We start from the raw sequence: 26,341 nt of genomic DNA on the forward strand, positions 1-26,341 counted from the left end.
GAACTCAGGGGCTTTTTTATTTGAACATTTAAATTAATAGGCCAGTGCTTGGCTAATAAAATGTCGCCTCTATCTGGCTGTTTTCAAATGCTGAGACCACACGATTACGCCCTCGATCTTTGGCTTGATACAGCGCCTTATCTGCCATGTCATAGAGTAAATCGAAGTCAAGGCAATCCAAGCTCGCACTCAACGAGGCAAAACCCACCGATGCTGTTAGGTAGTCGCTGGTTGAACTCTCACTATGCGGGATCTGCGCTTCTTCAATACAACGTCTGATACTGTCGGCTCGCTGCTGGGTTTCACTATCACAAGTATCCACCATCAATAGCATAAATTCTTCGCCACCAATGCGGCAGAAGGTGTCATTCTCATGCAGAATATGGTCGTTTAGAATTTTTCCAACCGAGCGCAGCGCAGAGTCACCTTCAGTATGACCATAAACACTGTTGTACAAACCGAAATGATCTAAGTCGAGCAAGATCAAACCAAACACGACCTTCTCATTCGGTCTGCTTGGTTCAAAGTGGGTTGAATTTAGGTTCTCTAATACCTGTGCCAACATACGGCGATTACCGAGGCGCGTCAGAGGATCCAACTTGGAGATAACATCCAACTGTTCATTAGCCAATTGCAGCTCTAAGGTGCGTTTTTTCACCTCTTCCTCTAGCCTTTCATTGAGCTCCTTAAGCTCTTCCTGCGCCATAGTTCTTTGCAGCACTTCAGCCAAGCTCGATGCAAAGATGCGTATTACTTCTCGAAGCTGAGAAGTTAATGAACTGCGTGTTAGTAAGTTATCTGCAGCAATGAAAGCAATCGGCACGCCTGTATTACTGGTCAGTAGTGTCATCGCCGTCCACCCCACCCCAACGATATTGTAGTCATGGTAGATAGGTACGGACTCTTCAAAAGCGACTTCGTTAGGGCGCGACCTTGCTGCTGCTACGATGTCACGCTCAACCAGATCAGAGTGATAGTAAGACTCATCGACAATATTACCTTGAATGTCGGTACCCCACGTTCCCTGCATGTAGGAACACTCTTTATCGGTCAAGAACACAGCTAGACGATCAATACCAAGATGTTGAATAGCAAAGCTCACCGCCGATTTACACACCGCACTGACGTTGTCACAACGCGATAACTCAACCATGCTAGAGTGCAACATACGGATGTTCTGCTCTTGACGTTTACGAATGTAAATCTGAGAAAGTAGCGAGCCAAAAGACTCCAACATCTGTTTTTGATAACCGGTTATTGGAGCGCGGTTAATGTAGTTATCCATCGCTATCCAACCAACTGGCTTATCCCCTTCCCTCAAGATCAGCATTCCGTTCCAACCCTGCCCCACCACTTGGCCTGCGGTATAAAGTGGGGCTTGTTCGATGATAACTAAATTGGTGTGGTCGTCAGAAAGCGCCTCTATGTATTCGCTTTCCAATTGATGGAGGTCGTACTGAGTATGGTGTTCGCTGTTAGTCTTTCCATTCTCATCAGTGCCATAAGTACCACTAAAGCAGCGCTTTTTCATATCAAGCAGCATGAAGATTGCGCGATCAAAGCCGAGACGGTCCCTGACCGCTTCAACCGATGCTTTATAAAGCGCATCTAACGAATCCGGGTTAGAAAGATCCAACGCGACCTGATGCACCAACTTCATGTTCTCAACGAACTGCTCTCTGAGGTTAATCTCATCAAGATACTGCGCTTCACGTGTGTCTCTATTCTTTATTTCAATTGCGGCATTTTTTTCTGCACGTATGCACTGCCACCTCGCTGCCGCCAGCTGCAGCACATCAACCCCATCACGGAAGGTTTGATTCACTCTTTCAGCAGCGCAGTTCTGAATAATAAGATAGGTTCGACAGCTCGGGCAGTTATCTAGCATCAAGATAAAAGATTCACCACCGAGGGCATCAAAATGATCCCAATTACAGGTATTGATCGCCATAGGCAAAACACCATCAGCGGTATCAAATTGAGAAACCCAAGTCCAAAAAGTCGCCGGGTAATTGTTTAGACTAGTCAGCTCACCACACTGATACATGGGTGTGCGATTCGAGAGGGAGGCTGGCTCGACAAAGATGCCAATACCATGGGGGTCTAATAGATGAGACAGGTATTCGAACAGAGAATCAGCCAAAAGACGGTGGTCGCGAGTGGAAGATATTTGTTTTGCAAAGGCTTTTACTGGCACGACGTTCCATCCAATGGTTGTAAGAGTGAAGCAAAAATACCTAAGCCTTAATATGCAATCAATCGAAGACAAAATGAGATGTTAAGCGACTCGCAATTTCCTATTTTCCTTTATCACAAGCTTGAGAAGCGCTACAAAAATGGGATTTTCTGCCCAAAATTTCGTCGACAAAATAGCTTTCTTCTATACACAAAAAAGCCCCACGAATCAGTGGGGCAAAAGTCCATCGCTTATTATTGTAGTGATATGCCAGTAAATTAAGCGCGGTGATGGCAAAGGTTAAAATTAACCAAAATCACCATTTACGTAACCCTTAGTACGGTCGTCTTTCGGGTCACTGAAAATAACTTGAGTGTCATCGTGCTCAACCAGTTCACCCATTAGGAAAAATGCAGTGCGGTCTGATATACGACGAGCTTGTTGCATTGAGTGCGTTACGATAACGATGGTGTAGTTCTTCTTCAGATCTTCCATCAGCTCTTCGATCTTGTGTGTTGCGATTGGATCAAGTGCCGATGTAGGTTCATCCATCAAAATCACATCTGGTTCCATTGCGATAGTACGAGCAATACATAGACGTTGTTGCTGACCACCAGACAGACCAAATGCGTGCGATTTCAAACGATCTTTCACCTCATCCCAAAGTGCTGCACCACGTAGTGAACGCTCTACCACTTCATCAATGTGCTTCTTATCTTTGATACCTTGAGCACGTAGGCCGTATGCCACGTTCTCGTAGATGCTCATTGGGAATGGGTTTGGCTTTTGGAAAACCATACCAACACGGATACGTAGGTCTGCAACATCGATGTCACCATAGATGTTCGTGCCATCCATATCCAGCTTACCCTTAATCGTTACGCCTTCGATTAGGTCGTTCATGCGATTCAGGCAGCGTAGCAGTGTTGATTTACCACAACCTGATGGACCAATCAGAGCCGTTACTTGGCGCGTTGGGATTGGCAGGTTGATAGATTTAAGTGCTTGGTTTTCGCCGTAAAACAGATCTAGGTTTTCAATATCAAATTTGTTCATGTTCTTAATCTCTAAATTCTTAAATTCGTGTCTAACTTGATGCTTTGTCAGTGGGCTCTCCTTAGAGCCCTGTACTAGGGCATTTCTCTTTCTATGCCCGGGAGTCGTTAGTACGTTGCTGTGTTAAAGCGTCTTGCAATTAGTTTTGTGACCATGTTGATCAGAAGAACAAGCACAATCAGGACTGTCGCTGTACCGTAAGCTTGGTTCCACTCGTCGATAGTGAATAGCTCGGTAGTTAGCTTATATAAGTGAACCGTTAGAGTACGACCGGAATCCATTAGAGACTCTGGAATACGTGCCACCATACCTGCTGTTAAGAAAACAGGCGCTGATTCACCGATTACACGACCAATACTAAGAATGACCGAAGTTAAGATACCTGGCATCGCGCTAGGCAAGATTAAGCGCCAGATAGTGTAGATTTTTGAAGCGCCAAGGCCGTAAGAACCTTCGCGGTATGTTTGTGGTACCGCCATCAATGCTTCTTCTGTAGTACGGATGATTACAGGAAGAATAAGGATACTTAGTGTTAGGGCGCCCGATAGAATCGAGAAACCAAGACCAAGAATCGATACGAAGAAAGTCATACCAAACAGACCAAAGATGATCGATGGAATACCCGCTAGTGATTCAGTACAGAATCGAATGACTTTCACTAAACGGCTACCCACTTTCGCGTATTCCGTTAAGTAGATTGCCGTCATGATGCCCAATGGTGCTGCCACCGCAATCGATGCGATAACCATGTAGATGGTTGCAACGATCATTGGGAAGATACCGTGTTCAGTACCCGTACGTGTGTAGTTGTCTGTAATGAAGTTCCAATCTACGTGCTGTAGGCCGTTAGAAAGGATGTACCAGATGATCCAAAATAGGAAACCGACTGTGACAGCCGCTGCTGCCCAAATAAAGGCATTCAAAATATTGTCTTTATTCTGGCGAGACTGCTTTAATTTTACACGATCCATTTTTTCCACCTTCCGCTTACTTTGCTTTTTCGCGGTTTAGATAAAGTAGAGCACCATTTAGCATCATGATGAACACTAGAAGTACCACACCCGTTGCGTACAGAGCGTTAGCATGAACACCACTTGCGTATGACATTTCAATCGCGATGTTTGCTGTTAGTGTACGAGCTGAGTCTAAAATGCCTTCAGGCATCGCTGGGGCGTTACCCATAACCATGATGATTGCCATGGTTTCACCAAGTGCGCGACCGATACCTAAAATCACACCTGTCATAATGCCCGAACGAGCAGCAGGAACGAGAAGTTTGAAGATGGTAAAGATCTTAGAAGCACCAAGCGCTAGAGAGCCTTCCTTGTAGGTACGAGGTACCGCGCGAATTGAAGTCTCAGATACTGTGATAACGGTTGGTAGAATCATGATACCCAGAACAATGATACCCGCTAGGATAGTGTTACCCGCTGGTACTGAGAAGATGTTCTGAATCATTGGAACAATAATGACAAGGCCAAAGAAGCCGTATACCACTGAAGGAATACCTGCCAAAAGCTCAACTGCTGGACGGATAATGTCAGCAAGGCGCTTTGGTGCGATTTCAGCGATAAAGATAGCGGTTAAAACACCAACGGGTACACCTACTACAACCGCACCTAATGTTGAAACGATAGAAGCAACAATCATAGTTGCAACACCGAATAGCGCTGGTGGTAGCCAATCTACACCGAGAACGATGCCAGAGACGCCAGCCTCTTGGAATGCAGGAATACTCTCTGCAACGATAAAATAAGCGATTACTGCCAGTGAAACGATGCCGATTACAGCACTCGTTAAGAATAAACCGTGGAAAATACGTTCTTTCCAGTCGATACGCTTTTTAGTACGTAGGCTCGGCTTACTAACTTGTGTAGCTTCAGTATTCATAAGCTTTTCACTATGTGCGATGGTCATATTTAAAATCTCATGCTTTGTGGACAACAAAGCTGAAAGAAAAGGCTCAGCCTAAAGGCAGGCTGAGCAATAATTAAGGTCTTGATTAAATTCAGATTAGTTTACTGTAATGTAACCTTTCTTAGCTGAGATAGCTTGAGCTTCGTCAGCTACCATCCAGTCTAGGAACTTCTGAGTTTCAGCAGATGGCGCGCCATCTTTGTAAAGAACTAGGAAAGGGCGAGCTACTTTGTAAGAACCGTTCTTAACGTTATCAACTGTTGCTGCTGCGCCGTCGATAGTTAGAGCTTGAACAGAGTTGTCTACAGTACCTAGAGAGATGTAGCCGATTGCGTATGGGTTGCTTGCTACAGATACTTTAAGAGCACCGTTACCGTTAGCAACTTGAGCGCGTTGAGAGATTGCTGATACTTTCTTGTCACCAATCTTTTTCTTAAGCTTTAGGATGTCTTCGAATGCACCACGTGTACCAGAAGCTGTATCACGAGTGATTGCTACGATAGGCTTGTCAGCACCGCCAACGTCTTTCCAGTTAGAGATTTCGCCTTTGTAGATTGCTGTAATTTGATCTGCTGTTAGTGCAGATACTTCGTTGCTTGGGTTAACTACAACCGCGATACCGTCACGAGCGATAACTAGCTCTTTTAAGTCAGCTGTTTTTTCTTCAGCTTTCAAGTCACGAGAAGAGATACCTAGGTCAGCACTTCCATTTTTTGCTGCTTTGATGCCTGCAGATGAGCCAGGAGCTTGAATCTCGATGAAAACATTTTCACCTTTATTCATGTATGTTTCTGCAAAAACTTCAACCAGTGGAGAAGCACTGTTAGAGCCAACTACAGAGATAGTTTCTTTAGCTGAAGCTGTATTCACTGTTAGTGCGCCTAGTAGTGCCATTGCACCGATAACTGTCTTTTTCATCACAATTTCCTTAAGTGGCGTTATTGCCGTTGTGTTTTACTTGAACGGTGCTCACTTTAAGTTTCGAATATGACAGTTGTGTTTCAGTAAATTGAAGCCTATATGACAACTGCAATTTTTGTATTTCTATTCCTCCCACCTTCTAGAGTGACTTTGCTAACTCTTTGTTCCGCAAGACTCTTTTTATTTATAAATTCGTAAATTAATCCTACATATCTTTATTTCATTTCTGTAATATGTCGCACGACTCACAATAATTATCAATATAAGTGAGTGATTAATCAGCATATTAATTACTAAATGTAATTCAACATGGCTCGCACATAACAAAATGTAATCTTTTATTGATTGAAGTATCAGTCTCATTAGTTAGAATTCAGTTTCAAATATAACAAATAAGAACAATTCTCAATTACGCATTACCAAGAGGACCTATTCATGCGCCAGTTACTCAATGGCTTATCCATTAAAACGCAAGTTTTACTCCCCGTACTTTTCTCCGTCGTTCTACTGCTCGCCGGAGTCATTATAGGAGGAGAGAAGCTTGAAGAGGCTTTCCAAGACGTTTCTACAGCAACAGACAACCTGATTGTCCATAAAGAAGAACTGAGCGACATCGTCGACAATAGCTATGGTATGCGTATTAAAGCTATTTACAGCCTGTTTAATCCTGACGATGTTTCTACTCTTATCGATACGCTAAATCAAAAACGCGACGAAAATACACAGTTACTTAATTCTCTTAATACCGTACCCGGCCTGCAAGATGAAGTGTCAGCAATGCGCAAGGCAATGGGGCACTATGTCGACTTTTCACGAACAACCATGTTACCGCTGCTGAAAGTTAAGCATAACAACGACTTTCCACCAGCCGGATTTGATACTCAATATCAGATCGCGACTGATCAATATCGAAACGCTGGCAATGCAATGGTAAAAGCGATCAATGACCTATCTAAAAAGCTCAACCACATTGCTCTACAAGAGGTTGAGACAAACGGTGCGAAACACGACACTACGTTAACTTCAGCGAAAATCGGTCTCATCGTCATTCTATCTATCGCTTTGGTCATCAGCTGGACTCTAGCAGGTGTGATTGTTAAACCTATCCGCGAGCTTCAAAAAACCATGCGTGAAGTTGCTAAAGGCAACCTATTGGTGAAAGCAAAGGCTGAAGGCGACAACGAGATCACTCATCTTGCTCAAGACGTAAACCAAACTGTTGACCAGCTTCGTGAAACCGTCGGTTCACTGTCTCGCATCAGTATCGAGGTGGCGTCAGCGTCGACAGAGCTGGCTGCAGTAATGACTCAGTCTAGCGTCAACTCTGATCAAGAGAAGCAAGAAGTGGAACAAGTAGCCTCGGCAATTAACCAACTGGAATCGACGGCAACAGAAGTTTCAAGCAACGCTCAACAAGCTGACAATGCTTCAAGCCAAGCTAGCCAACTCACAACGCAAAGCTTAAACATGTTCGAAGAGAGCACGCGTGCAAGTGAAAAGATGGCTGATCAGCTAAACAAAGCAGCAGACGTTGTGACTTCCCTTAAGGATCAATCAGAACAGATTGGTAAAGTCATCGAAGTAATAGAAAGTATCTCTGAGCAAACTAACCTACTGGCACTAAACGCAGCGATTGAAGCGGCTCGTGCAGGTGAAAGCGGCCGTGGTTTTGCAGTAGTAGCAGATGAGGTTCGTATGCTTGCTGCTCGTACTCAAGAGTCGACTAAAGAGATCCAGACCATTATTGAAGAGCTACAGACTCAATCTGGCCAAGCAAATGAGAGCATGCACTCAAGCCTGGCGATGCTTGAAGATAACCAAGCACTGGCGACTAAGGTGAGCAGCTCTCTAAGCGACATCAACAATGCAATTGCTGACCTAAATAGCATCAACACTCAAGTGGCAACAGCCTCTGAAGAACAGAAGCAGGTTACTTCTGACATCAACAATAACCTGAGCACCATCTACGAACTAGTAAGCCAAAACGTAACTGGCATTACTCAATCTGCAGCCGCTGCTCATGAACTGTCTGGTCTATCGGAAAGACAGAAGCAGGCATTGAACTACTTTAAGGTGTAAATATGTGAGTTCGTGAATCTACCCTCCAAGGTGTTACGACTTACTGGATCCAATTAAAAAGAGGCCGTGGTATTTTCCACGGCCTCTTCGTTTCTATTGATGAAAGCGTCTAGCTTTCAGCTACTCAGCAACTAGCAGTACACTAAACTCAAACTGAGCGGCATTGTATTGGAACACTTCTCCGTTGACGGTATCAAACGTCATAATGCTCTCTCCATTCCCGGCAGAAGTCGCACTCCAGATATAAGCGGCCAAGTCACCTACTTCAAAGTTCATTGAGTCTCCAAAAACCTTAGTACTAACTGCTGGAGAGTGACACGCTACCTCTTTCAGAGACACTAACTCTTTGATGTTTGGCATTCGCCATTTGTCTTCACCAGCAAACTTATGCAGTGCGTGGTTTCCATTTTCGTCATTAACTGACTCAACCATCGTTAATGCACTCTGCCAGAAATATTTGTTTGCGGTGCCTGTACAAGAGCTAGTATTAACATCCCACGTTTTACCTACTTGGCAGCGCATCCAAGTCAAGCCTGTAAGCTGATCAGTAAAAGTGCCGTTGCTGTTAGTTACATAACGACTGTTAGCAGCCGTCTTTGTGATATCTAGGCTGCACTCTTGTGCTACAGCACCTACTGAAAATAAGCCAATTAGGGCTGTTGTGATTAGTTTTTTCATCGTTATTTACCTTGAACTGAAACGAGACGAGCAGGGAATAAGTAAGAATCTGAATTTTCGGAAGAATCAACATCGCCAGAGTAGATCTCTAACGCACTTATGTAACCACGATCACCTCCTAACGTTCCGATCTCGTTGTAGTAGAAACCACCTTCAACTGCACTAGGGCTGTATTGGTTGTAAACGATGGATTGATTCCATACGGCACCAATCGTCGTGTAGTTACCACCTGATGTTTGATGCGGGAAGTACTTATAAGTCAGGCCATAAACCGCGCCACTTTCATTTTTCTCGGTCTCGCCAAAGTCCAGCAAATTATAGAACTCATGAAACGTCGGTAAACGCCAATCCGTTTTACCGCAGAGGCTGATAGAGTTGATGTGCTCAACATAATCCTGTGTGGTACATACGCTGTCACCCTCGGTTTGGCATGTAGCTTCAGCGATATCCAAATCATAAGGAGCCACCAAGCCAGGGATCTCTAATGCCAACTGTCGATCTTTAAATTGCAGTGATTTCTCATCTTCAGTCTTAGATTCCCAAATCAAACCACTACGCTCATCTAACACACATGACCATTCAGTCGCATCATCAGCAAGTGCCACGCCTTTTGAATCTAGCTTTACGAATTTGAACCCGTTACCAGTATTGGCATTTACTTCGGTCTTATCAAAGCCGTACTCAGCATCTTGTCCAGGAAAGGAGTCTGGTCTATCTTGAACATCCTGCGTATTGTCCGTGTCTGAGAAGTATAGAGTAGCGCCTGTATCATTTAATGTTGTGCCCGCTTTGACCTTGTCTTCAAGGTTTTGCACAAAGGTAGAAACAGTATTTGTATCCAATACGCCTGCTACATAATCAACAGAAGCATCATCAAAACTCGCACTAAGCTGCGCTAACATGTACGCACGATTGCTGCTATCAAACAGTTTCAACGTTGAGACAACATTTTGCTCCAAACTAGCAAGTTCAGTTGCCGACAGTTGGTCTTCAATCGCACCATTAATTGTGATTCCTTTTTTCGCTAACTGAGCTTTCAATTTCGCATTAGCTTGATCCAACGTGAAACCATCGCCCATGTAGCCTGCAATTAAGGAACTAATACCATTAATTTCATTGCCTGACGTTTTTTGAATACCAGGTGCGGCTATATAAGCCACTGACGATGAACTACCGTCCGATCTTGTTGCTGCAACACCCGTATCTACTTCAACCAAAAGGGGTAACGAAAGAATGGATTTCTGCGTACTCGTCAAACTAAATTCGCCATTACTATCAGCCATCACTGTCGGCTCACCAGCATCACATGTGAAGCTTTGGTTTAAGTCAGAACACACCTTACTTTCAAGGTTTACATTCTGCGCAGTGATTTTCCCTGCTGTTGTATAGGTTGGTGCAGAGGCGTCGCCACTTGAGCCACCACAGCCCGCAAGAGCCAAAGAGATGGCCAAAATAGTCAATTGTGGTTTCATAGAGTTATCTTCTTGTTTTGTTTTTAAAAAGCATTGTCAGAAAAGACAAAGTACGCGTGTTAGCCGCTCTACCGAACGAGAGCAGAGCCGCTAATAAGAGAATGAATGGTGACACTGAGCCGCCAGAACTACTGGATGAACCTTGTTCTTTGGCTGCTACATCACCACATTCATAGTGAGAGATGTTGCCGATTACCCAACGATTAAGCTGTCCCGTTTCACCTTCAACGTAATCTCCTACTTCAAGTCGCCAAGTACCATTCATTGGTTCATTTTTAAATGGCTCTAAGACTGAGTCGTGTTTAAACGTGAAGTAGCCATCAAAACCATCGAACGTTGTTGATTGGTGATTGATTAAATCGACCTTCGTGCCCCTCGGAGAAACGAGGCTAATTACTAGATCACTCAATCTTGAGTGGTCAATATCCAGATACAAGGCAAAATTCTCACCAACGGTTTGCCCAGAACCTTCCACAGTGAAGTTAAAGGTTTTGAAGCCCACAATAGGTTGATTGTTTGAACTCTGGCGGCTGTCGGGTAAGTAACCATTCACTTCTTTGACTGGCGTGGAGAAAGAAGGCAAGCCATAAACGAGCGACATATCATGTTGCCAGCTCTGCTGCTTAAGCGAAGCTGAGTACTGGTAGTCAATTGTCGTACGTAAGGAAATAGAACTGCCGCACACCTTACCCGTAGGTAACTCAGCTTGAATAGCAAGGCTTGGGATAGTGACGCTATCGAAAGATTGAGTCAGGCCGTCGATATCAACTTGTCCACCCCACTGAGGCTGACGCAGTGTTGGATGAATCTCGATCTCCAATGAGTGCTCAGGGTGAACATATCGCCCTCTTGTCTCCACAACGAATGGCTCAATGATCAAGTTATGCACATCAAACTTCTCTTTTAAAATTTGCGCATAATCTCGATTTGGATATAGGGTGTTAGCAACAAATAGCATGCTTTCTGCTAAGTCATGCATTTTGACGCCACGACCAACGCCGTACATGGATTCAAGCACAATGGAGTCGAACTCTTGAAACGCAACGTGCCCGTAACGCTCCACACCGACTTTCAGAGCCTGAAACAAGGGCGTAGACCAAAGTTCGTCGCCTAATTCACCTGCGACACTTTCATGAGCACGATACTCTGCTTGTCTGAAGTAGCGTGCTCTTTGATTCCAAAGACTACGCGTCGTCTTTCTAACACCAAAGTAGCCATCCCAATTGAATACTGTATCGATTTCAAACTCTTGCCCCTGCGTTTGGGCATTTTCATACTGCGTTCTAAAGCTGAACGATCCCGCCCAGTAGTCACCAAAGCCTTCACCAATCGCTCCGGTATGGCCATAAGCCCAATCACGAACAATTTGATAATGGATACCATGACCAAGCTCATGCAAGATCACATCAGCATCAAGGGCATCAGGTGAACCACCAGCAACCCCAAACAGAGCGGCTTTTGGGCCGTAGTAATAAGTAGAGTTATCAGCGGACAGTCCTCGCCCATCGAACTCAAGTGGTTGTTCAAATAGAGAAAACCCAAGATCCTCAATGTAACGAAGTGATTGATCGAGGTGCGTAAATGCCATCAGCTGTGGAAAGCGATTGTCTTGCCAACCTACTAGTTGAAGATCTTCGATCTTATCGAACCTTGTAATACCCTCTGGCATAAGAAAGTTTGAAGTATCACGTGACACAAGCTCACCTGAGTCAGGGTCATAAGCGACCAATGCTATCGCATCAACTTGCGATAGCCTTGAGTTGCTCAAATAGATGCCATCGGTATGGTCGAGAACATCAACGGTCGCTTCAACGTACTGCGGTGTATTCGGATACCGCGTGATATCTGTTAGTAGTGTTTCAGGAGGCGCGCTGCGATCCATCGTTCTTAGGTCTGGACTGAACACCTTGACCTTAGCTGACACAAGTTGGCCGCTGCTCAGTTCTGGCGCACGCTCTGCTTCTAACTGGCGTGGAGCTTCAAGTTCAGCTGCCGTCGTCGGTTGACCACCAAGTAGCACTGTATCTTCCAAGCTTCTGAATATTCTAGAAACCTGCTCATCATTATTGGTCGACAGTACTATCGTACGCTGTTGTTTGTACTCACCCGCCACCAAAACATCAAAATTATAATGATGGCCAAGCTTAGACTGTCTTTCGTACCTAAATCTTAGTGAGCCCGCGTCAGGATACGCTTGCTCTAAGTACACCTGTGCTTCTTGAGCATTGGAAACTGAAACGTTACCTAAAGGGTAGTCCCACTCTGCTGCTAAACTCTGAGTCGATACCAATAACATTGCGAGGCAAAGCGATCTCTTTTTCATAAATCCGCCTTAAAACTCGTATCGAGCATTTACAGTGAAGTAACGCCCAGGCTCGGTAGAGTAATACTTGTTTGAATCAACAATGCCCGCGACATCTTGGTAACGGATGTATTCCTTGTCCAATAGGTTGATTACGTTCGCCGAAACGTCTAAACCAAAGTTCCACGAGTAGCTAACTCCCATATCGACAGTCGCCCAGCCTGCTGTTGTTGCACAATCGGTTGCAAGGCCAATGTCTGTTTCGCACTCCGGAACTTTGTTCATCGCTTGCGCCCAATTCAACATGGTGTACGCGGATAACGCTTGGTTGTCATAGCGCAGCTGAACGTTGCCTTCCCAAGGTGTTAACGTGCGTACTTTTTCACCGTTATCGTCTTCACCATCAACAAATCCAACCTGGGCGGTCACGCTCCAAAACTCACCGATATGCTGTCCAGCAGATGCTTCAAAGCCGTAAGTTTCGACACCGCTTACATTCTGGTATTGCTTATAGTAGTTTCCGTTGTTATTTGGATCTGGTGCGAACGAGATCTGTTTAACATCGATGAAGTTCTTAAATTTCTGATAGAAAACAGCCGCGTATAAATGAGTACTGCCGTCGTCAAACTTACTGCCTAACTCGAATGAATCACTCGTTTCAGCTTCGAGGTCTTCGTTAGGTATGATTTCGAAGGGAGTGATTGGCACAAAATCATGATTTTGAAAACCATAGATCTTGTCGTAACTAGGAGCTCTGAAACCGCGGTTATATGAAAGGTACGTGTTCAATGAGTCTGTTAATTGGTAAGCAACAGATACACTTGGAGAGACTGCACCACTGCTCTTGTCTTTCACTTCATAACCTTGAATCTGGCTTTCCGATTCAGGGGTTATCTGCTCTAGATCGAAGCGTACACCGGTCGTCAATGTCCATTTATTAATCTCCATGACATCTCGAACATGCGCTGCATAATTGTAAACACGAGCAGGAGCAAAAGGCTTATTGTTTTCGACTTTCAAGCCGTTCCAATCAATCGTCGAACTTGAACTAGGGCGTTCATAGAGTGTGGTTTCTAAACTCGCACCATACGCTAAGCTGTGACTTACATTTCCCTGTTGAAATGAAGAGATAAAATCGGCATTTAAACCAATCAATTGGTCTGTGAAATGGCGCTCATCAATCAACCTGCGTTGCACAGGCACGTTGTTCTGATCCTGTGAGATCAGTACATTCAAAGATTCGTCACCCACTGAATCACGCCAGTACAACTTAGTATCAAGTTCTTCAAACCAAGAATTCAAAGGTAAATACTCAGCGCCGACATAAGCCGTTACCGTTTCGGTATAAGTCTGCTGATTGAAACTCAGAGTATCCCAGCTACCATCTTTTTGAATCTTAGCTAGCCCTTCCAAACGACTCTGATTTTCTCTGTAGTACTCGACTCGGCCTTTCAGCATCAAATCGTCTTCTACCCAGTAATTTAGTGTGTAAGCGCCACTCACCCCGTCGATGTCTCGGTTATATAAGTCTTGGTCGAAGTTGCGTGTCTGTTCGCCTTCCCAATAAGCTAAGCTCACTAAGCTCTCAAAATTACCTGAACGAAAAGCTAATTTTGTTGCACCACGGTATTTGTTGCTTATACCTGTGTAAGTTCCTGATACATCGCTATAAATATCTTTGTCTTTCAGGTAATCACTCGGCTTCTTGGTCTTAAGTACAACTACACCACCGATCGCACCCGAACCATAGATAGAAGAACTTGCGCCTTTAACAATCTCAACGCTATCAAGATCAGAGATATCAAATGAATTACGCCCTACCTTATCGTTTAGGTTATTCGCACCAAAGCCATCTGATGCTCTAATACCATCTTTCACAATAGCAATACGGTTGCCTGTCATACCACGGATAGTAATGTTTTGAGGTCGACCTGCCCCGCCACTCACGCTAACACCCGGTTCATTTCTGATTGCATCGTAAAGCTCGGTCGCGCCGTTTTTTTCGATCTGTTCACCATCGATAACAGCAACGGAACCAGCCACTTCAGATAGGGGTTGTTCGATTTTATTCGCGGTAACCACGACCTCTTCAAACTCGAAAACCTCGGATTCGGCGTGCACGACGTTGGCAGCAAGTACACTCAGTACTGCCGCTGATAGGGGTGAAAGCTTCATTTACTGCTCCGCTTTAGTATTTTTATGCGTAAGTGATAATAGGAATGCGTATTCGAACGCTTGTTGTGATAAAGACTGCCGCCTGTCACTCGAATGACCTTGGCTAAAATTGGTCGACAGCAAATAAGGGCCACTTCCTGTCGTCAAAGATTTCAACTTGGCTTGATATTTAGCGCCTTCCCAATAGGGAACCCGTCGATCATTTAGGCCAACACTGATTAAAACAGGTGGATAGTCGGCTTTGGAAAGATTGAAATATGGGTCATAGGCTTTCATTGCTGAAAGTTCAGACTCTCGATGAGGGTCACCCCACTCGGCATACTGCTGAGCAGTTAGCGGCAACGTCTCATCTGACATACTGTTGATCACATCAACAAATGGGACCTTAAGGGAGACGCCAGCAAATACTTCGGGGGCTTCATTTAAGGCTCCAGCCACTAAGGTGCCGCCAGCACTTGACCCCATTGCCAAGATAGCTCGTTCGCCTTGTTGATAGGTTTGAAGTGTTCTAGCTGCAGCAACGAAATCAGAGATACTGTTCGCTTTGTTTAAGCCTTTACCAGATAGATACCATTGTTCACCTTTAAAACCTCCGCCTCTTACATGAGCAACAGCGTAGATCACGCCACGGTCGAGTAAGCTGATAGTTTGTGGCATGAAATATGGTTTCATTGTGACACCATAAGCGCCATACCCGTATAGGACTACCGGACTCTGCTTATTAAGAAGATCTTTTCGGTAAGCGAGCGTCACTGGGACAGCATGTCCATCATTCTCAATATTCAGAGTTTGGGTAACATACATGTCTACTTGATAATTTGGATAGACATCTTGCCCTATCGATTCACGAGTTGCCGTTAGCGTATTGAAGCGTTCCCAAAGGCCCGGTTGGATCATAGACATGCTTCGGATATGTAGCTTATTGCTGTTGTAGTCTCCCACTTGGCTTACCCAAGCGACGCCACCTTCACGAGCTACGTTTTCAATCTTTATCAGCTTGTCGCTTTCATCAAAGACGTGCAGTTTTTGATTACCTTGTTGATTGGTTTGAACCACGACACCTGAACGGAATAGGTGAAAGTTGTTGATTGCCTCATCCGCTTCAAACCTACCGAAAGAGTGCCAAGCCTCTATGTTCATGAAATCAGAACGACTCACACGATAGATCTGGAAGTTTTTGCGTTGATAATTGCTATTGATATACACATGATCGGCAAATCGGTCTGCGTAGTATTCAATGCCTTCTTGGCGCTGTTGAATTGGTGGTGATAACTCACCAGTGTTGAGATCGAGAAAGCGTTGTTCACTGCTGTTGTCGCTGTTGCTCTGGACAACAGCAAAGTTTCTATCGCTGGTTAGGTACGTTGAAAGCAACCAAGCACTTTCATCTTCTTGAAAAAGCGGCCTCTCAACGCCACTTTTCAATGATTTATTAATCAAAGTATGTGGTCGCTGTGTCTTTGGCTCCTGTTTTACCAAATACAGCGATTTCCCATCATTCGACCAAACGATAGATGGCTCAACACCAGTGATAAGGTGCGTGATTTTATTGGTCGCTAGCTCAACAATGCTGATTTGATACTGTTCAGAACCATCAAGATCTTCTGCAATAGCGAGTAAGGAATTGTCAGGGCTTAGTTTCCAACCACCAATTTGATAATACTCGTGTTGATCAGCGTGATGTTTGGCATCGAAAATGACAGTTGTCACACCAACACTGCTTGGTGCGCGCGACAACAGTGTGTAGTCATTCCAAGCATATTCTACGCCATTGGTTTCTCGCCAAGGCTTCTCTGAACGTTGCGGTCGGTTCTCTCGCCACATGGATTGCAGCGAGTCGATTTCATTTTGTAAGGTCTTCTGATACGCGTCGGTCGTCTCATTCTGTTTCTCGAGATAACTCAATACGCGCTCACTGCTTCTAGAATCGTCTCTCAACCAAGAGAACTGATCCGCAGCAGTCACGCTTCCTGAAACTAAAGTTGCTAAAACAAGCAGGCAACACGTTTTCATAAACCCAACAAATCCATACGCCAATTTAATAAATTTCGCGTATACTGCACCCAAATGGTAATGAGATCAATTATCATTTTCACAATTTAGTGACATGAATCTCAATTATTGTGCTCAATGGGCTGGGTTTACTGGTTTATTGTTCTGTCTAACTATTCATTTTCAGCGTGTTAAGCGAACACTTCAGTTTTTTTCACTATCATGAATTCGCTCTAGCGCTTCTACTCGCTTTATCTGTTGCTCGGTAAACAGATCGTTTCTCAACAAAGCAACTTCCTGTGCTTGCTGATCTGCACTCAAATTTGGGTTATCAAGTATCGTCTCTCTTTGAGTGATAAACCGTTGGAAATCACTATCAAATTGCGCACGTTGGGCGTCCAGTGCACTTAAGCGTTGTGCAGCACTTTCGCCGACAATCTCTACTCGATTGAGGTATTTTTGCTGGTTATCTAAACTATTTGCGTGACTAAGCTGGGTTAAGGTTAACGTGTTTTTCTGCGTTTGTTGAACATACTCAGGTTGAAGAGTTAATGCCTCGAGCCACTGCTTTTCAAATTCAATTGGGTCAGTATATTCTTGCCTCATTTTCAGTTTTTCAATCGCTAGCTCGCGCATTCGATTTTCATGGGCAAATAGCAACTCTTGTTCACTCGCAGTAAAGTGATAGGCCTGTTGATCCATCAACAGCTCGTGTAACTCTGTCAGCTCTTCAATGCTTAAGTTAGAATAATTATTCGAAAAATCTATCTGCTCTAGTGCCGATTTGTACTCCAAATATTTTTCAAATAATCGATCATCTATCACGCTATTAGGAGCGATATTATTGAAGTCAGAGACATTCTCTTTGACCTGATTGAGGTCAATATCAACCATTGCTGCCATAAAATAATCCATCGTATCTTTGGCTGAACTTTGGTCGATCTCTGTGTCGCTTTGAGACTCACTCTTGAGGTGCTTTGCCGATACGGCTTGCGCTCGTGATTGGCCTTGGTAAAAGACCGCACTGAAACTTCCTACAGCGATCATTGATATCAGTAACAGTGTGGCCTTTTTCATTGATTAACTCCTTTAATACTAAAGAGATTTACAAGCCAGCCAGCTTGAGGCGATTGGCGTGTTGACGATAGAGAGTGACAGGGTCTGTTTCAAAAAGGTGGTGGATCCCTAACGTCCCGTTGATTTCATCCAAGTGATTCATTTTGTAGTTATCGCCAATCACACGACCTAAATGAGCACTACAAGTCCCCACTAAACCATCACTAGGGCCATCAAACGCTAACCCTAAAATTGTCATTGCTCCATCCGTCGGGTCGAGCAAATTGGTAAAGGTCGACGATCCTGTCCAAGAGTAGTAGTAGACACCATTGCTCGCTTGCCATTCACCATCTCCACAGGCCGATGTCGGTACACCCTCCGGGTAATGCTGATTAAATGCTAGGGAGCCTTCAGTCGTGAGTGCTTCTAATGAAGCGAGCCCATCCTGTTCAAGATCGCTTCCGCCTGAAAGTAAGTTAATCAATGTGGTTAGGCCACCAGCCAACTTAACTGCAATCGACTCAGTAATGGATCCTTCTGCGACATTGCCTCGCACTAAATCCGCAACTTTAGAGCCTTTATGAACCCCACCAACACTGGTGACCGATGCTACAAGATCTGGCCTCACCGAGCCTACATATCTTGCTGTAGGCCCACCATGGCTATGACCAACTAAGTTAACCTTATCCGCCCCAGTAACGGCGATAATGGTTTCTACTTGAGCAAGAAGCTGCTCTCCTCGCACCTCTGAACTGTTCGTCGCAGAGACCTGAGCGACATAAACGTTGGCCCCATCTTTCGCTAGCGACTCGGGAATGCCGTAAAAGTAATCGACACCAGCTAACGTGTCGAAACCAAATAACCCGTGTACCAACACAATTGGGTACTGTGTTTGCGTGTACCCTGAATGTTCTAGTGGCGCGGTGCTCGTTCCAGCGTACACACTGGCACTTCCCATGCACAGGGCCGCCATCAGCATCATCTTTTTCAACGTCTTTCTCCTTTACTAATTAGACCTCGGATGAGTTGAAAAGCTAGGAGAGGAATTCAGAAAGTAGAAATTTATAAATTAAGAATCGTGAGCAATAACGACCATTCAACATCTAAATTAAACATCAATCACTCATTCACAGAAGTGCAATCCCTACCATTCCGCTCCTGTTAAGAACTCAGAAGACTTAATGACACTTCTATATTTAAGAGATTGTTTTGATTGGATTAAAGCATACACCTATGCGTTTATAATCGGTTAAAACGAGTTTTAACGAACAAAGAGAAGGTTGTTTTTTAGACAGATTTTCGTTGAAAAATGGATCTTAGTACCAGATAGAGAAAATTATAAAATCAAATGGATTGACCAAAACGCATCACTAAGACATATAGGTCTGACCAGTTTTCAATAAGCAATACCGATTACTGGTCTATTCAATTTCTCACACTCAATTGAAAGATCCTACATATGAAAAAAACAACGTTAGTTTTGGCTCTATTGATGCCATTTGGTGCGGTTTCAGCACAAGATAACACCATGACTCCAGAGTCAATCACGTCAGCGCAAGTTGCACAAACTCAATCAGATTCCACCTATACCTACGTTAGATGCTGGTATCGAACAGATGCAAGCCACGATTCACCCGCTACGGATTGGGAATGGGCTAGAAAAGAAAACGGTGACTATTACACCATTGACGGTTACTGGTGGTCTTCAATCTCCTTTAAAAACATGTTCTACAGCGAGACCCCACAACAAGAGATTAAACAGCGTTGTGTAGAGACATTAGATGTTCAACACGACAAAGCCGATATTACCTACTTTGCTGCAGACAATCGCTTCTCTTACAACCACTCGATCTGGACTAACGACCACGGTTTTCAAGCCAATCAAATCAACCGAATAGTCGCTTTTGGCGATAGCCTTTCAGACACAGGCAACCTATTCAATGGCTCGCAATGGATCTTCCCTAACCCAAATTCTTGGTTCTTAGGTCACTTCTCGAATGGTTTTGTTTGGACTGAGTACCTAGCTAACGCTAAGGGTGTGCCACTCTATAACTGGGCTGTGGGTGGCGCAGCAGGAACCAATCAATATGTCGCTCTCACTGGCGTCTATGATCAGGTAACTTCGTATCTTACCTACATGAAGATGGCGAAGAACTATCGACCAGAGAACACCCTGTTCACATTAGAGTTCGGGTTGAATGATTTTATGAATTACGGACGCGAAGTGGCTGATGTAAAAGCCGATTTCAGCAGCGCACTGATCCGCCTAACCGACGCTGGCGCAAAAAATATTCTTTTGTTCACCCTACCAGATGCGACCAAAGCACCTCAGTTTAAGTACTCAACTGAACAAGAAATCGAGACCGTTCGTGGCAAGATTCTCGCGTTCAACCAATTCATCAAGGAACAATCAGAGTACTATCAAAGTAAAGGTGACAACGTGATCCTATTTGATGCTCACGCACTATTCTCGAGTATCACCACTGATCCACAAAAACATGGATTCAGAAACGCAAAAGATGCCTGCTTAGACATTAATCGTAGCGCCTCTCAGGATTACCTATATAGCCATAGCTTAACAAATGATTGTGCAACTTACGGTTCTGACAGCTATGTGTTCTGGGGCGTAACACACCCAACCACGGCAACTCACAAATACATCGCCACACATATACTGATGAACTCAATGTCGACCTTCGACTTTTAAAGACATCGCACCGTTTAGATAAAAGAAAACCGCCATTAACGGCGGTTTTTTTTTTTTTTTTTCGTCGACCTTTTGTGCGACTTTCTTTTTAGGGATAAAGACTGAATCACCCACTGCCACATTTTGGTGGAAGCTCTTATCGCGCTTAACCGGTTTCTTCGGCGCTTTCTTCACTTGTGGCTTATTAGTCTTCTTCGCAGGGCCGCCTTTCTTGAAAGCTGGCTTACGAGGTTTGATACCCTTGAACTTACCTTTCAGGCCTTCAAGTACTGAGAAAGTAAGATCTTGTTGTAGGTAAAGCTCTACACGCTTGAAGCTGTCCCAGTCTTTTGGACCAACCAAAGAGATTGCATCACCTTTATTACCAGCACGGCCGGTACGACCAACACGGTGAACGTATTCTTCAGTGTGCTTAGGCATATCAAAGTTAATCACGTGACTCACGTTCGGGATATCAATACCACGAGAGGCAACGTCTGTCGTAACCAAGATCTTGTACACTGCGCGCTCAAACTGACTCATGATAGCGTTACGTTGCGTCTGGTTAAGGTTACCGCTCAACGCCACTGCTTTCAGCTTCTTCTCGTTCAGCTTTTCTGTCAGGCGATCAGTATCTGCACGTGTTGCCGTGAAGATCATCACCTGACGGTATTCTGCTTCTTCCAAAACACGATCAAGAATCGCTTCTTTATGATCAAGGTGATCACACAAGTAGAATTTCTGAGTGATATCTAGGTGCTCTTCATTTGAAACACCGATTGCGATACGTTTCGGGGCATCTAGCATTTCGTTAGCAATGCCATTTACTTCCGCGTGATCCAGCGTTGCAGAGAACATCAGCGTTTGACGACGACGATGCTTAGCTGCGTTAGCAATGCGGCGAAGCTCTGGAGCAAAACCCAAATCAAGCATACGGTCTGCTTCATCTAGAATTAGTGTCTCAACACCGTCTAAGAACAATGAACGATGCTCTAGGTGGTCAGCAAGACGACCTGGAGTTGCCACAATAAAACGTGGGTACTTACGTAGTGCTTTCACTTGATCGTTAAAGTTCTCACCACCAAGAATTAACGCTGCATCGTAAGACAACCCACCAAGCATGCTACGAAGTTCGCCATACACTTGCTTTGCCAACTCACGCGTCGGAGCCAAGATTACACCACGTGGATCACGAGCAGAAAACGCTTTTGTTTTTAATGCTTTGTGAATCATCGGCAGTACAAATGCCAATGTTTTACCTGATCCCGTTTTTGATGAAGCCAATAGATCCTTACCGGCAATAGCAACAGGGATCGCTTTCTGTTGGATCTCTGTCGCTTTCTTAAAGTCATAATGTTTTAAGTTCTTCAGTAAGCGATTATCTAAGCCTAAATCTTTAAAGTGCAAAGGACTCTCCAGTCTTGATGGTATTGAACAAAATTAATTTAACGCGACATGATACCGCGAAACCCCGTTATAAGGATAGAGATCACAGAAAATTTATCTGGGATTCTTAGTGAGCGTTCTATCATGGATACAGTAAATTCGCGTTAAGCATCATAAAGATATAGGCATGACAAAGAAGAGGAGTTTACCATTCTCAATTTTGAGAATCCGTGTGACACCTTGCTAATTACCTCAATAATTTGGCAATTTTTCCTAGGATCACTTTTGCGCTTAAGTAATTAGTCGCTACAATCAAAGTTGAAGCGACTATATGATTAAGAATGTATAGCGCATCTTTTGATGATCAATAAGCAAGGAGTTCTTATGAATAAGGTGTTAATCGCAGCTGCAGCCTCTGTGTTTGTATTGGCAGGTTGTTCTTCAGATCCAGAAGAAGCGGCAATGTCGGAAGTAGAACAGCTATCAAATCAAGTGGCTCAACTAAGCAGTGAAGTTGAAGCTCTTAAGAGTGAAAAAGCAGACGCAGAAATGAAAGCTCAAGAAGCGACTGACGCAGCGATGGCAGCGAAAGAAGAAGCGATGCGTGCTAACGAGCGTATCGACAATATCGCAAACTCTTACACTAAGTAACCTATCTACTAAAGAGTTCATGCGCCACTGTATTTTGCAGTGGCGCTTTTGTTTGTCGCTAAGTATGTTTTACGAAGCTGATTGAGCGAGCTGAATTGCAGGAAGGGTTGAAGACTTATGCCTACCACTGCTGAGTGGGCGGTGCTATCTCTACAGGCACACCGTTCTGAGCAAAAATCACGGATTTAGCTTTCGAGTTAGAGACATCAGCTTCATCCAGCCACCACTTCAACTCAATAGGAATCGTTAATGGCTTTTTAGAACCATCGCTACGTGTTAAGGGCTCATGCGCTTCAACAAATACGCTACGATCGGGCTCCAATGCCACTTTGATCGGTTCATTGATGATCGTGACCTTCTCACCCTTATTCACTCTCTCGAACAGCCATTCAATGTCTTTCGGCTCCATTCGAATGCAACCGGAACTGACACGTAGTCCAATACCAAAGTCTTTATTGGTTCCATGGATAAGATAGTCTCCCGCACCATAAGCCAACCTCAAAGCATATTCTCCTAGTGGGTTCTCTGGGCCTGCTGGTACAACTGGTGGAAGCTCAATACCTTTACTCAAGTACTCTTCGCGAATGGATTTCGGTGGCGTCCATGTAGGATTCGGTCGTTTTTGGCTAATCGTCGTCACCATCTCTGGTGTATCTCGTCCTACTCGCCCTATCCCCACAGGGAACACATGAACAAGATTCTTTTCCGGTTCAAAGTAGTAAAGTCTCAGCTCGGCTAGATTGATCACAACACCTTGGCGTGGAGTGTCAGGAAGGATAAATCGACTAGGAATACTCAGCACATAGCCTTCAGCCGGCAAGAATGGGTCGACCCCTTTATTTGCAGCCATTAGAGACAAAAAACCAATATCATACTGCTTCGCGATCAGAGCTAACGTTTCTCCAGCAACAACTTCATGATGCTGTATCCGGCCAACAACACGGCTATCACTCGGTGGTAACTCAAAGGTTGCCCCGACACTAAAGGCAGAATAAAGACTAGAAGCCAGCAGCGAAGCAACAGCAATGTGTTTTTTAATTATTCGTTTTTTTACTACGTTAAGAAGCGTTGAGCTTGAGAGGTACGACATAAACAACCCTGTTTTTTTATTATTATCATTTTAGATTAATGTTGAATCCTTGTCTCGACAATGCGCATAAACGACGTTTCGCACACGAATCACGCCACGTTCGCTGCTTCCTTCCTCAAATCAACAGATATCGGCTTGGCAAAATCGATTGCCTTTACGGTTTCAACATTTTTAGTTATTAACGATCGATCAATTGTTAGAAACGCCTCTTTTTGTGACCAGCTTCTCAAGGAACACCGTTTTAAGTCGCTAATATTGCCTCAACGAAACGAATTCAATTCAACAGAAACGGTAATTAAAAATTCTGTTCCTATAATTACCGCTATAAATTTGGAGAACGACAATGGCTACACCTCATATTAACGCACAAGCTGGTGATTTCGCTGAAACTGTACTGATGCCGGGTGACCCACTTCGCGCAAAATACATCGCTGAAACATTCCTTGATGACGTGAAGCAAGTTTGTGATGTTCGTAACATGTTCGGCTACACAGGCACTTACAAAGGTAAGAAAGTTTCTGTAATGGGCCACGGTATGGGTATCCCTTCATGCTGCATCTACGTACACGAACTTATTGCTGAGTACGGTGTAAAAAATGTTATCCGTGTTGGTAGCTGTGGCGCAGTACGTGACGACGTTAAACTAATGGACGTTGTTATCGGTATGGGTGCATCAACTGACTCTAAAGTTAACCGCATTCGTTTTAACGACCACGACTTTGCAGCAATCGCTGATTTCGGTCTTCTAGAAGAAGCTGTAAACCAAGCGCGCGCTCAAGAAGTACCAGTTAAAGTAGGTAACGTATTCTCTGCTGACCTATTCTACACACCTGAAGCAGACATCTTCGAGAAGATGGAAAAACTAGGCATCCTAGGTGTAGACATGGAAGCGGCAGGTATCTACGGCGTTGCTGCAGACCTAGGCGCGAAAGCACTAACAATCCTAACAGTTTCTGACCACATCATCCGTGGTGAAAAACTAAGCTCAGAAGAGCGTCAAAAATCGTTCAACGACATGATGAAAGTAGCTCTAGAGACAGCTATCAACATCTAATCATTGATTAACGATACTTTGAAAAGCAATACCCCGCAGCCAAGTTCGCTTGGCTGCCCAAATAATCCCGAGGGGGCGATCGTGTCCAACGACGAGCTGCCAAAAGACGCGGACGGTTTACAACTCAACTTTTGTAAAACATTGGCGTGTGACAACTTTGGCTTGAGCGATGCAAAACGTTATGTTTTGCAACATGCAAACCCAAAGCGTCCAGCGATGGTTTGTCGTGAATGTGGAGCTTTCCCCCCCTTACTTAACAACCATGAAGTTTTGAATGAACTTCATCGGCTTCGTCACCTCCATAGTGACGGCCTTCCTGCTTGTCGCAATGATGATTGCGATAACTTTGGGCTTTCTGTCCACACTCACAAACACCTTTACCATGCTTTTGGCTACAGCGGAGATAGACAACGTTATCGCTGTAAAGATTGCCAATCGACGTTTGTTGATAAGTGGTCAGGTTCTAACAAAAAACTGCAATTCCAAGAAAACCTCATGGGCCTGTTGTTCATGGGTTATTCCGTACGTGAAATCTGCCGCAAGTTAGAGATCAACCCAAAAACCTTCTATGATCATGTGGATCATATTGCGAGCCGCTGTCGTCGTAAATTGGCGATGATCGATGCGCGTTGGGTAAATCACGCGAAGGATTACCAATTTGCTTCCGATTACCAGCGACTGCAGCCACATAGCAATAATGGCGTTGTGTGGATCGCCACTGGTGAAGCTCACTCAGGCTACATCCTTTGCCAACACGTCAACTACTCTCAAAATGAAGAGCCTGTTGGCAATGTTGACCATAACCCTTACGACTCAGTCGCTCGATTCGTCTCAAAAGAGCACTCTTCTGAGGCTAACTTAGAGCTGCCGACCTCGTCCGATGATCTTAAAAAGCGCATTGAGCAGCAATACCAAGTAATTCTTGCTCGCGGCAATGTCGAAGATCCGATGGGTAACCTTACCTCTTTTAGTTATCCGTCTAAAGGCGCTTTGGTTCGTCCGCCTTATACCTCTTATGCACATTTCTTACATGTATTAGACATGTGTGACGAGAGCAAACCTGTTTCTATTTACTTGCCTCAAGATCCGCTATTACGTTCAGCGGCATTGAGTGTCTGCCTACCACGGATCCAAAACAACAACGTTGACCTGATGTATGTTGAAGAAGATGCCTTGTGGGACGACAGTTTAGGGTTTGAGAAAATCGATATTGTGCACATGAGTTGGTGGCGAGACCGTTGGGCTATCGCGAATCAAGGTGACAAGCAAAAAGGTATCTGTTACCTCGCGGGTAGCAACACGCAGCCAGAACATTGGTTCGAACACGCTTCTCTTAAGCAGACCAAGTTCTATCAACAGCGATTCCAGGTCCTGTTTGATGGCTTTATTAATGAACCAAGACGTAAACTGCGTCCTGGTGGCATCCTTCCTCTGCTCGATATTTTCAGAGCTTGGCATAATTTGTGCTATCAAGATAAAGAGGGGCTAACCGCAGCACAACGCTTAGGTGTTGCTGAACAACCTCTAACTCTGAAGCAACTGCTGTCGTAACGAAAAGATAACCATCTAGTTGAATATACTAGAAGTAGTTGAATACCAAGTAATAACATGAGGTAGCACTCATTAATCGAAAAGATCATTACTTGGTAT

18 protein-coding genes and 1 pseudogene are annotated in these 26,341 nt (G+C 44.3%); 5 read left to right on the plus strand and 14 right to left on the minus strand.

Annotated elements, in window-relative coordinates; all coding sequences use genetic code 11:
- Positions 1-52: 52 nt before the first annotated feature.
- The 5 genes from VFDL14_RS14780 to VFDL14_RS14760 all read right to left on the minus strand — a co-directional run bounded on the left by VFDL14_RS14780 (position 53) and on the right by VFDL14_RS14760 (position 6,067).
- Positions 53-2,197 carry a GGDEF domain-containing protein gene (locus tag VFDL14_RS14780; RefSeq protein WP_032550500.1) on the minus strand — a complete coding sequence of 715 codons (2,145 nt, stop codon included), beginning with the start codon at positions 2,195-2,197 and terminating at the stop codon, positions 53-55.
- A 285-nt stretch (positions 2,198-2,482) separates the two neighbouring features.
- Positions 2,483-3,232: a phosphate ABC transporter ATP-binding protein PstB gene (gene pstB, locus VFDL14_RS14775; protein WP_032550501.1), complete on the minus strand. Its 750-nt coding sequence runs from the start codon at positions 3,230-3,232 to the stop codon at positions 2,483-2,485.
- A 107-nt stretch (positions 3,233-3,339) separates the two neighbouring features.
- Entirely contained in the window at positions 3,340-4,203 is an 864-nt protein-coding gene (gene pstA / locus VFDL14_RS14770; protein ID WP_032550502.1) for a phosphate ABC transporter permease PstA, read from the minus strand.
- A 16-nt stretch (positions 4,204-4,219) separates the two neighbouring features.
- Positions 4,220-5,149, minus strand: a complete 930-nt coding sequence (gene pstC / locus VFDL14_RS14765; RefSeq protein WP_032550503.1) for a phosphate ABC transporter permease subunit PstC — start codon at positions 5,147-5,149, stop codon at positions 4,220-4,222.
- 96 nt (positions 5,150-5,245) lie between these two features.
- Positions 5,246-6,067 carry a phosphate ABC transporter substrate-binding protein gene (locus VFDL14_RS14760; protein ID WP_032550504.1) on the minus strand — a complete coding sequence of 274 codons (822 nt, stop codon included), beginning with the start codon at positions 6,065-6,067 and terminating at the stop codon, positions 5,246-5,248.
- A 438-nt stretch (positions 6,068-6,505) separates the two neighbouring features.
- Here VFDL14_RS14760 and VFDL14_RS14755 point away from each other — a divergent pair, with 438 nt between their 5' ends.
- Positions 6,506-8,149 (plus strand): methyl-accepting chemotaxis protein, encoded by a 1,644-nt coding sequence (locus VFDL14_RS14755; protein WP_032550506.1) that lies wholly within the window; start codon positions 6,506-6,508, stop codon positions 8,147-8,149.
- 120 nt (positions 8,150-8,269) lie between these two features.
- Here VFDL14_RS14755 and VFDL14_RS14750 read toward each other — a convergent pair whose 3' ends face one another.
- The 7 genes from VFDL14_RS14750 to VFDL14_RS14720 all read right to left on the minus strand — a co-directional run bounded on the left by VFDL14_RS14750 (position 8,270) and on the right by VFDL14_RS14720 (position 18,806).
- Complete coding sequence (locus tag VFDL14_RS14750; protein ID WP_032550507.1) at positions 8,270-8,827, minus strand: DUF1566 domain-containing protein; 558 nt, start codon at positions 8,825-8,827, stop codon at positions 8,270-8,272.
- A gap of 2 nt (positions 8,828-8,829) precedes the next feature.
- A complete protein-coding gene (locus tag VFDL14_RS14745; protein ID WP_032550508.1) occupies positions 8,830-10,299 on the minus strand; it encodes a DUF1566 domain-containing protein in 1,470 nt (489 codons plus the stop codon).
- 4 nt (positions 10,300-10,303) lie between these two features.
- Complete coding sequence (locus VFDL14_RS14740) at positions 10,304-12,622, minus strand: proprotein convertase P-domain-containing protein (RefSeq protein WP_032550509.1); 2,319 nt, start codon at positions 12,620-12,622, stop codon at positions 10,304-10,306.
- Between the two features lie 9 nt (positions 12,623-12,631).
- Positions 12,632-14,776, minus strand: coding sequence for a TonB-dependent hemoglobin/transferrin/lactoferrin family receptor (locus tag VFDL14_RS14735; RefSeq protein ID WP_032550510.1), 2,145 nt, complete (start codon positions 14,774-14,776; stop codon positions 12,632-12,634).
- Positions 14,777-16,789 carry a prolyl oligopeptidase family serine peptidase gene (locus VFDL14_RS14730; RefSeq protein WP_032550511.1) on the minus strand — a complete coding sequence of 671 codons (2,013 nt, stop codon included), beginning with the start codon at positions 16,787-16,789 and terminating at the stop codon, positions 14,777-14,779.
- A gap of 183 nt (positions 16,790-16,972) precedes the next feature.
- Positions 16,973-17,845, minus strand: a complete 873-nt coding sequence (locus VFDL14_RS14725) for a lipase secretion chaperone (protein WP_032550512.1) — start codon at positions 17,843-17,845, stop codon at positions 16,973-16,975.
- A gap of 28 nt (positions 17,846-17,873) precedes the next feature.
- The gene (locus VFDL14_RS14720; RefSeq protein WP_419177362.1) at positions 17,874-18,806 is read right to left on the minus strand and encodes an esterase/lipase family protein; all 933 of its coding nucleotides are present in this window, start codon (positions 18,804-18,806) and stop codon (positions 17,874-17,876) included.
- 477 nt (positions 18,807-19,283) lie between these two features.
- On the opposite strand from VFDL14_RS14720, the gene VFDL14_RS14715 reads away from it, so the two are divergent.
- Positions 19,284-20,531 carry an SGNH/GDSL hydrolase family protein gene (locus VFDL14_RS14715; RefSeq protein WP_032550514.1) on the plus strand — a complete coding sequence of 416 codons (1,248 nt, stop codon included), beginning with the start codon at positions 19,284-19,286 and terminating at the stop codon, positions 20,529-20,531.
- Positions 20,532-20,588: 57 nt separating this feature from the next.
- Here the strand turns inward: VFDL14_RS14715 and VFDL14_RS14710 are convergent.
- Positions 20,589-21,917: pseudogene (locus VFDL14_RS14710) on the minus strand (DEAD/DEAH box helicase); the annotation flags it as partial.
- A 363-nt stretch (positions 21,918-22,280) separates the two neighbouring features.
- Here VFDL14_RS14710 and VFDL14_RS14705 point away from each other — a divergent pair.
- Positions 22,281-22,547, plus strand: a complete 267-nt coding sequence (locus VFDL14_RS14705) for an Lpp/OprI family alanine-zipper lipoprotein (RefSeq protein WP_032550515.1) — start codon at positions 22,281-22,283, stop codon at positions 22,545-22,547.
- 121 nt (positions 22,548-22,668) lie between these two features.
- On the opposite strand, the gene VFDL14_RS14700 is transcribed toward VFDL14_RS14705, so the two are convergent.
- Positions 22,669-23,637: a L,D-transpeptidase family protein gene (locus tag VFDL14_RS14700; protein WP_032550516.1), complete on the minus strand. Its 969-nt coding sequence runs from the start codon at positions 23,635-23,637 to the stop codon at positions 22,669-22,671.
- Positions 23,638-23,980: 343 nt separating this feature from the next.
- Here VFDL14_RS14700 and deoD point away from each other — a divergent pair, with 343 nt between their 5' ends.
- Both deoD and VFDL14_RS14690 read left to right on the plus strand, forming a co-directional pair.
- On the plus strand, positions 23,981-24,691 hold the full coding sequence (gene deoD, locus VFDL14_RS14695) for a purine-nucleoside phosphorylase (RefSeq protein WP_032550517.1): 711 nt from the start codon (positions 23,981-23,983) through the stop codon (positions 24,689-24,691).
- Positions 24,692-24,772: 81 nt separating this feature from the next.
- Positions 24,773-26,242, plus strand: a complete 1,470-nt coding sequence (locus VFDL14_RS14690; RefSeq protein WP_032550518.1) for a lactate dehydrogenase — start codon at positions 24,773-24,775, stop codon at positions 26,240-26,242.
- Positions 26,243-26,341 lie beyond the last annotated feature (99 nt).

The organism is Vibrio fortis (genome assembly GCF_000695685.1).
GTDB classification, from domain to species: Bacteria; Pseudomonadota; Gammaproteobacteria; order Enterobacterales; family Vibrionaceae; genus Vibrio; species Vibrio fortis_A.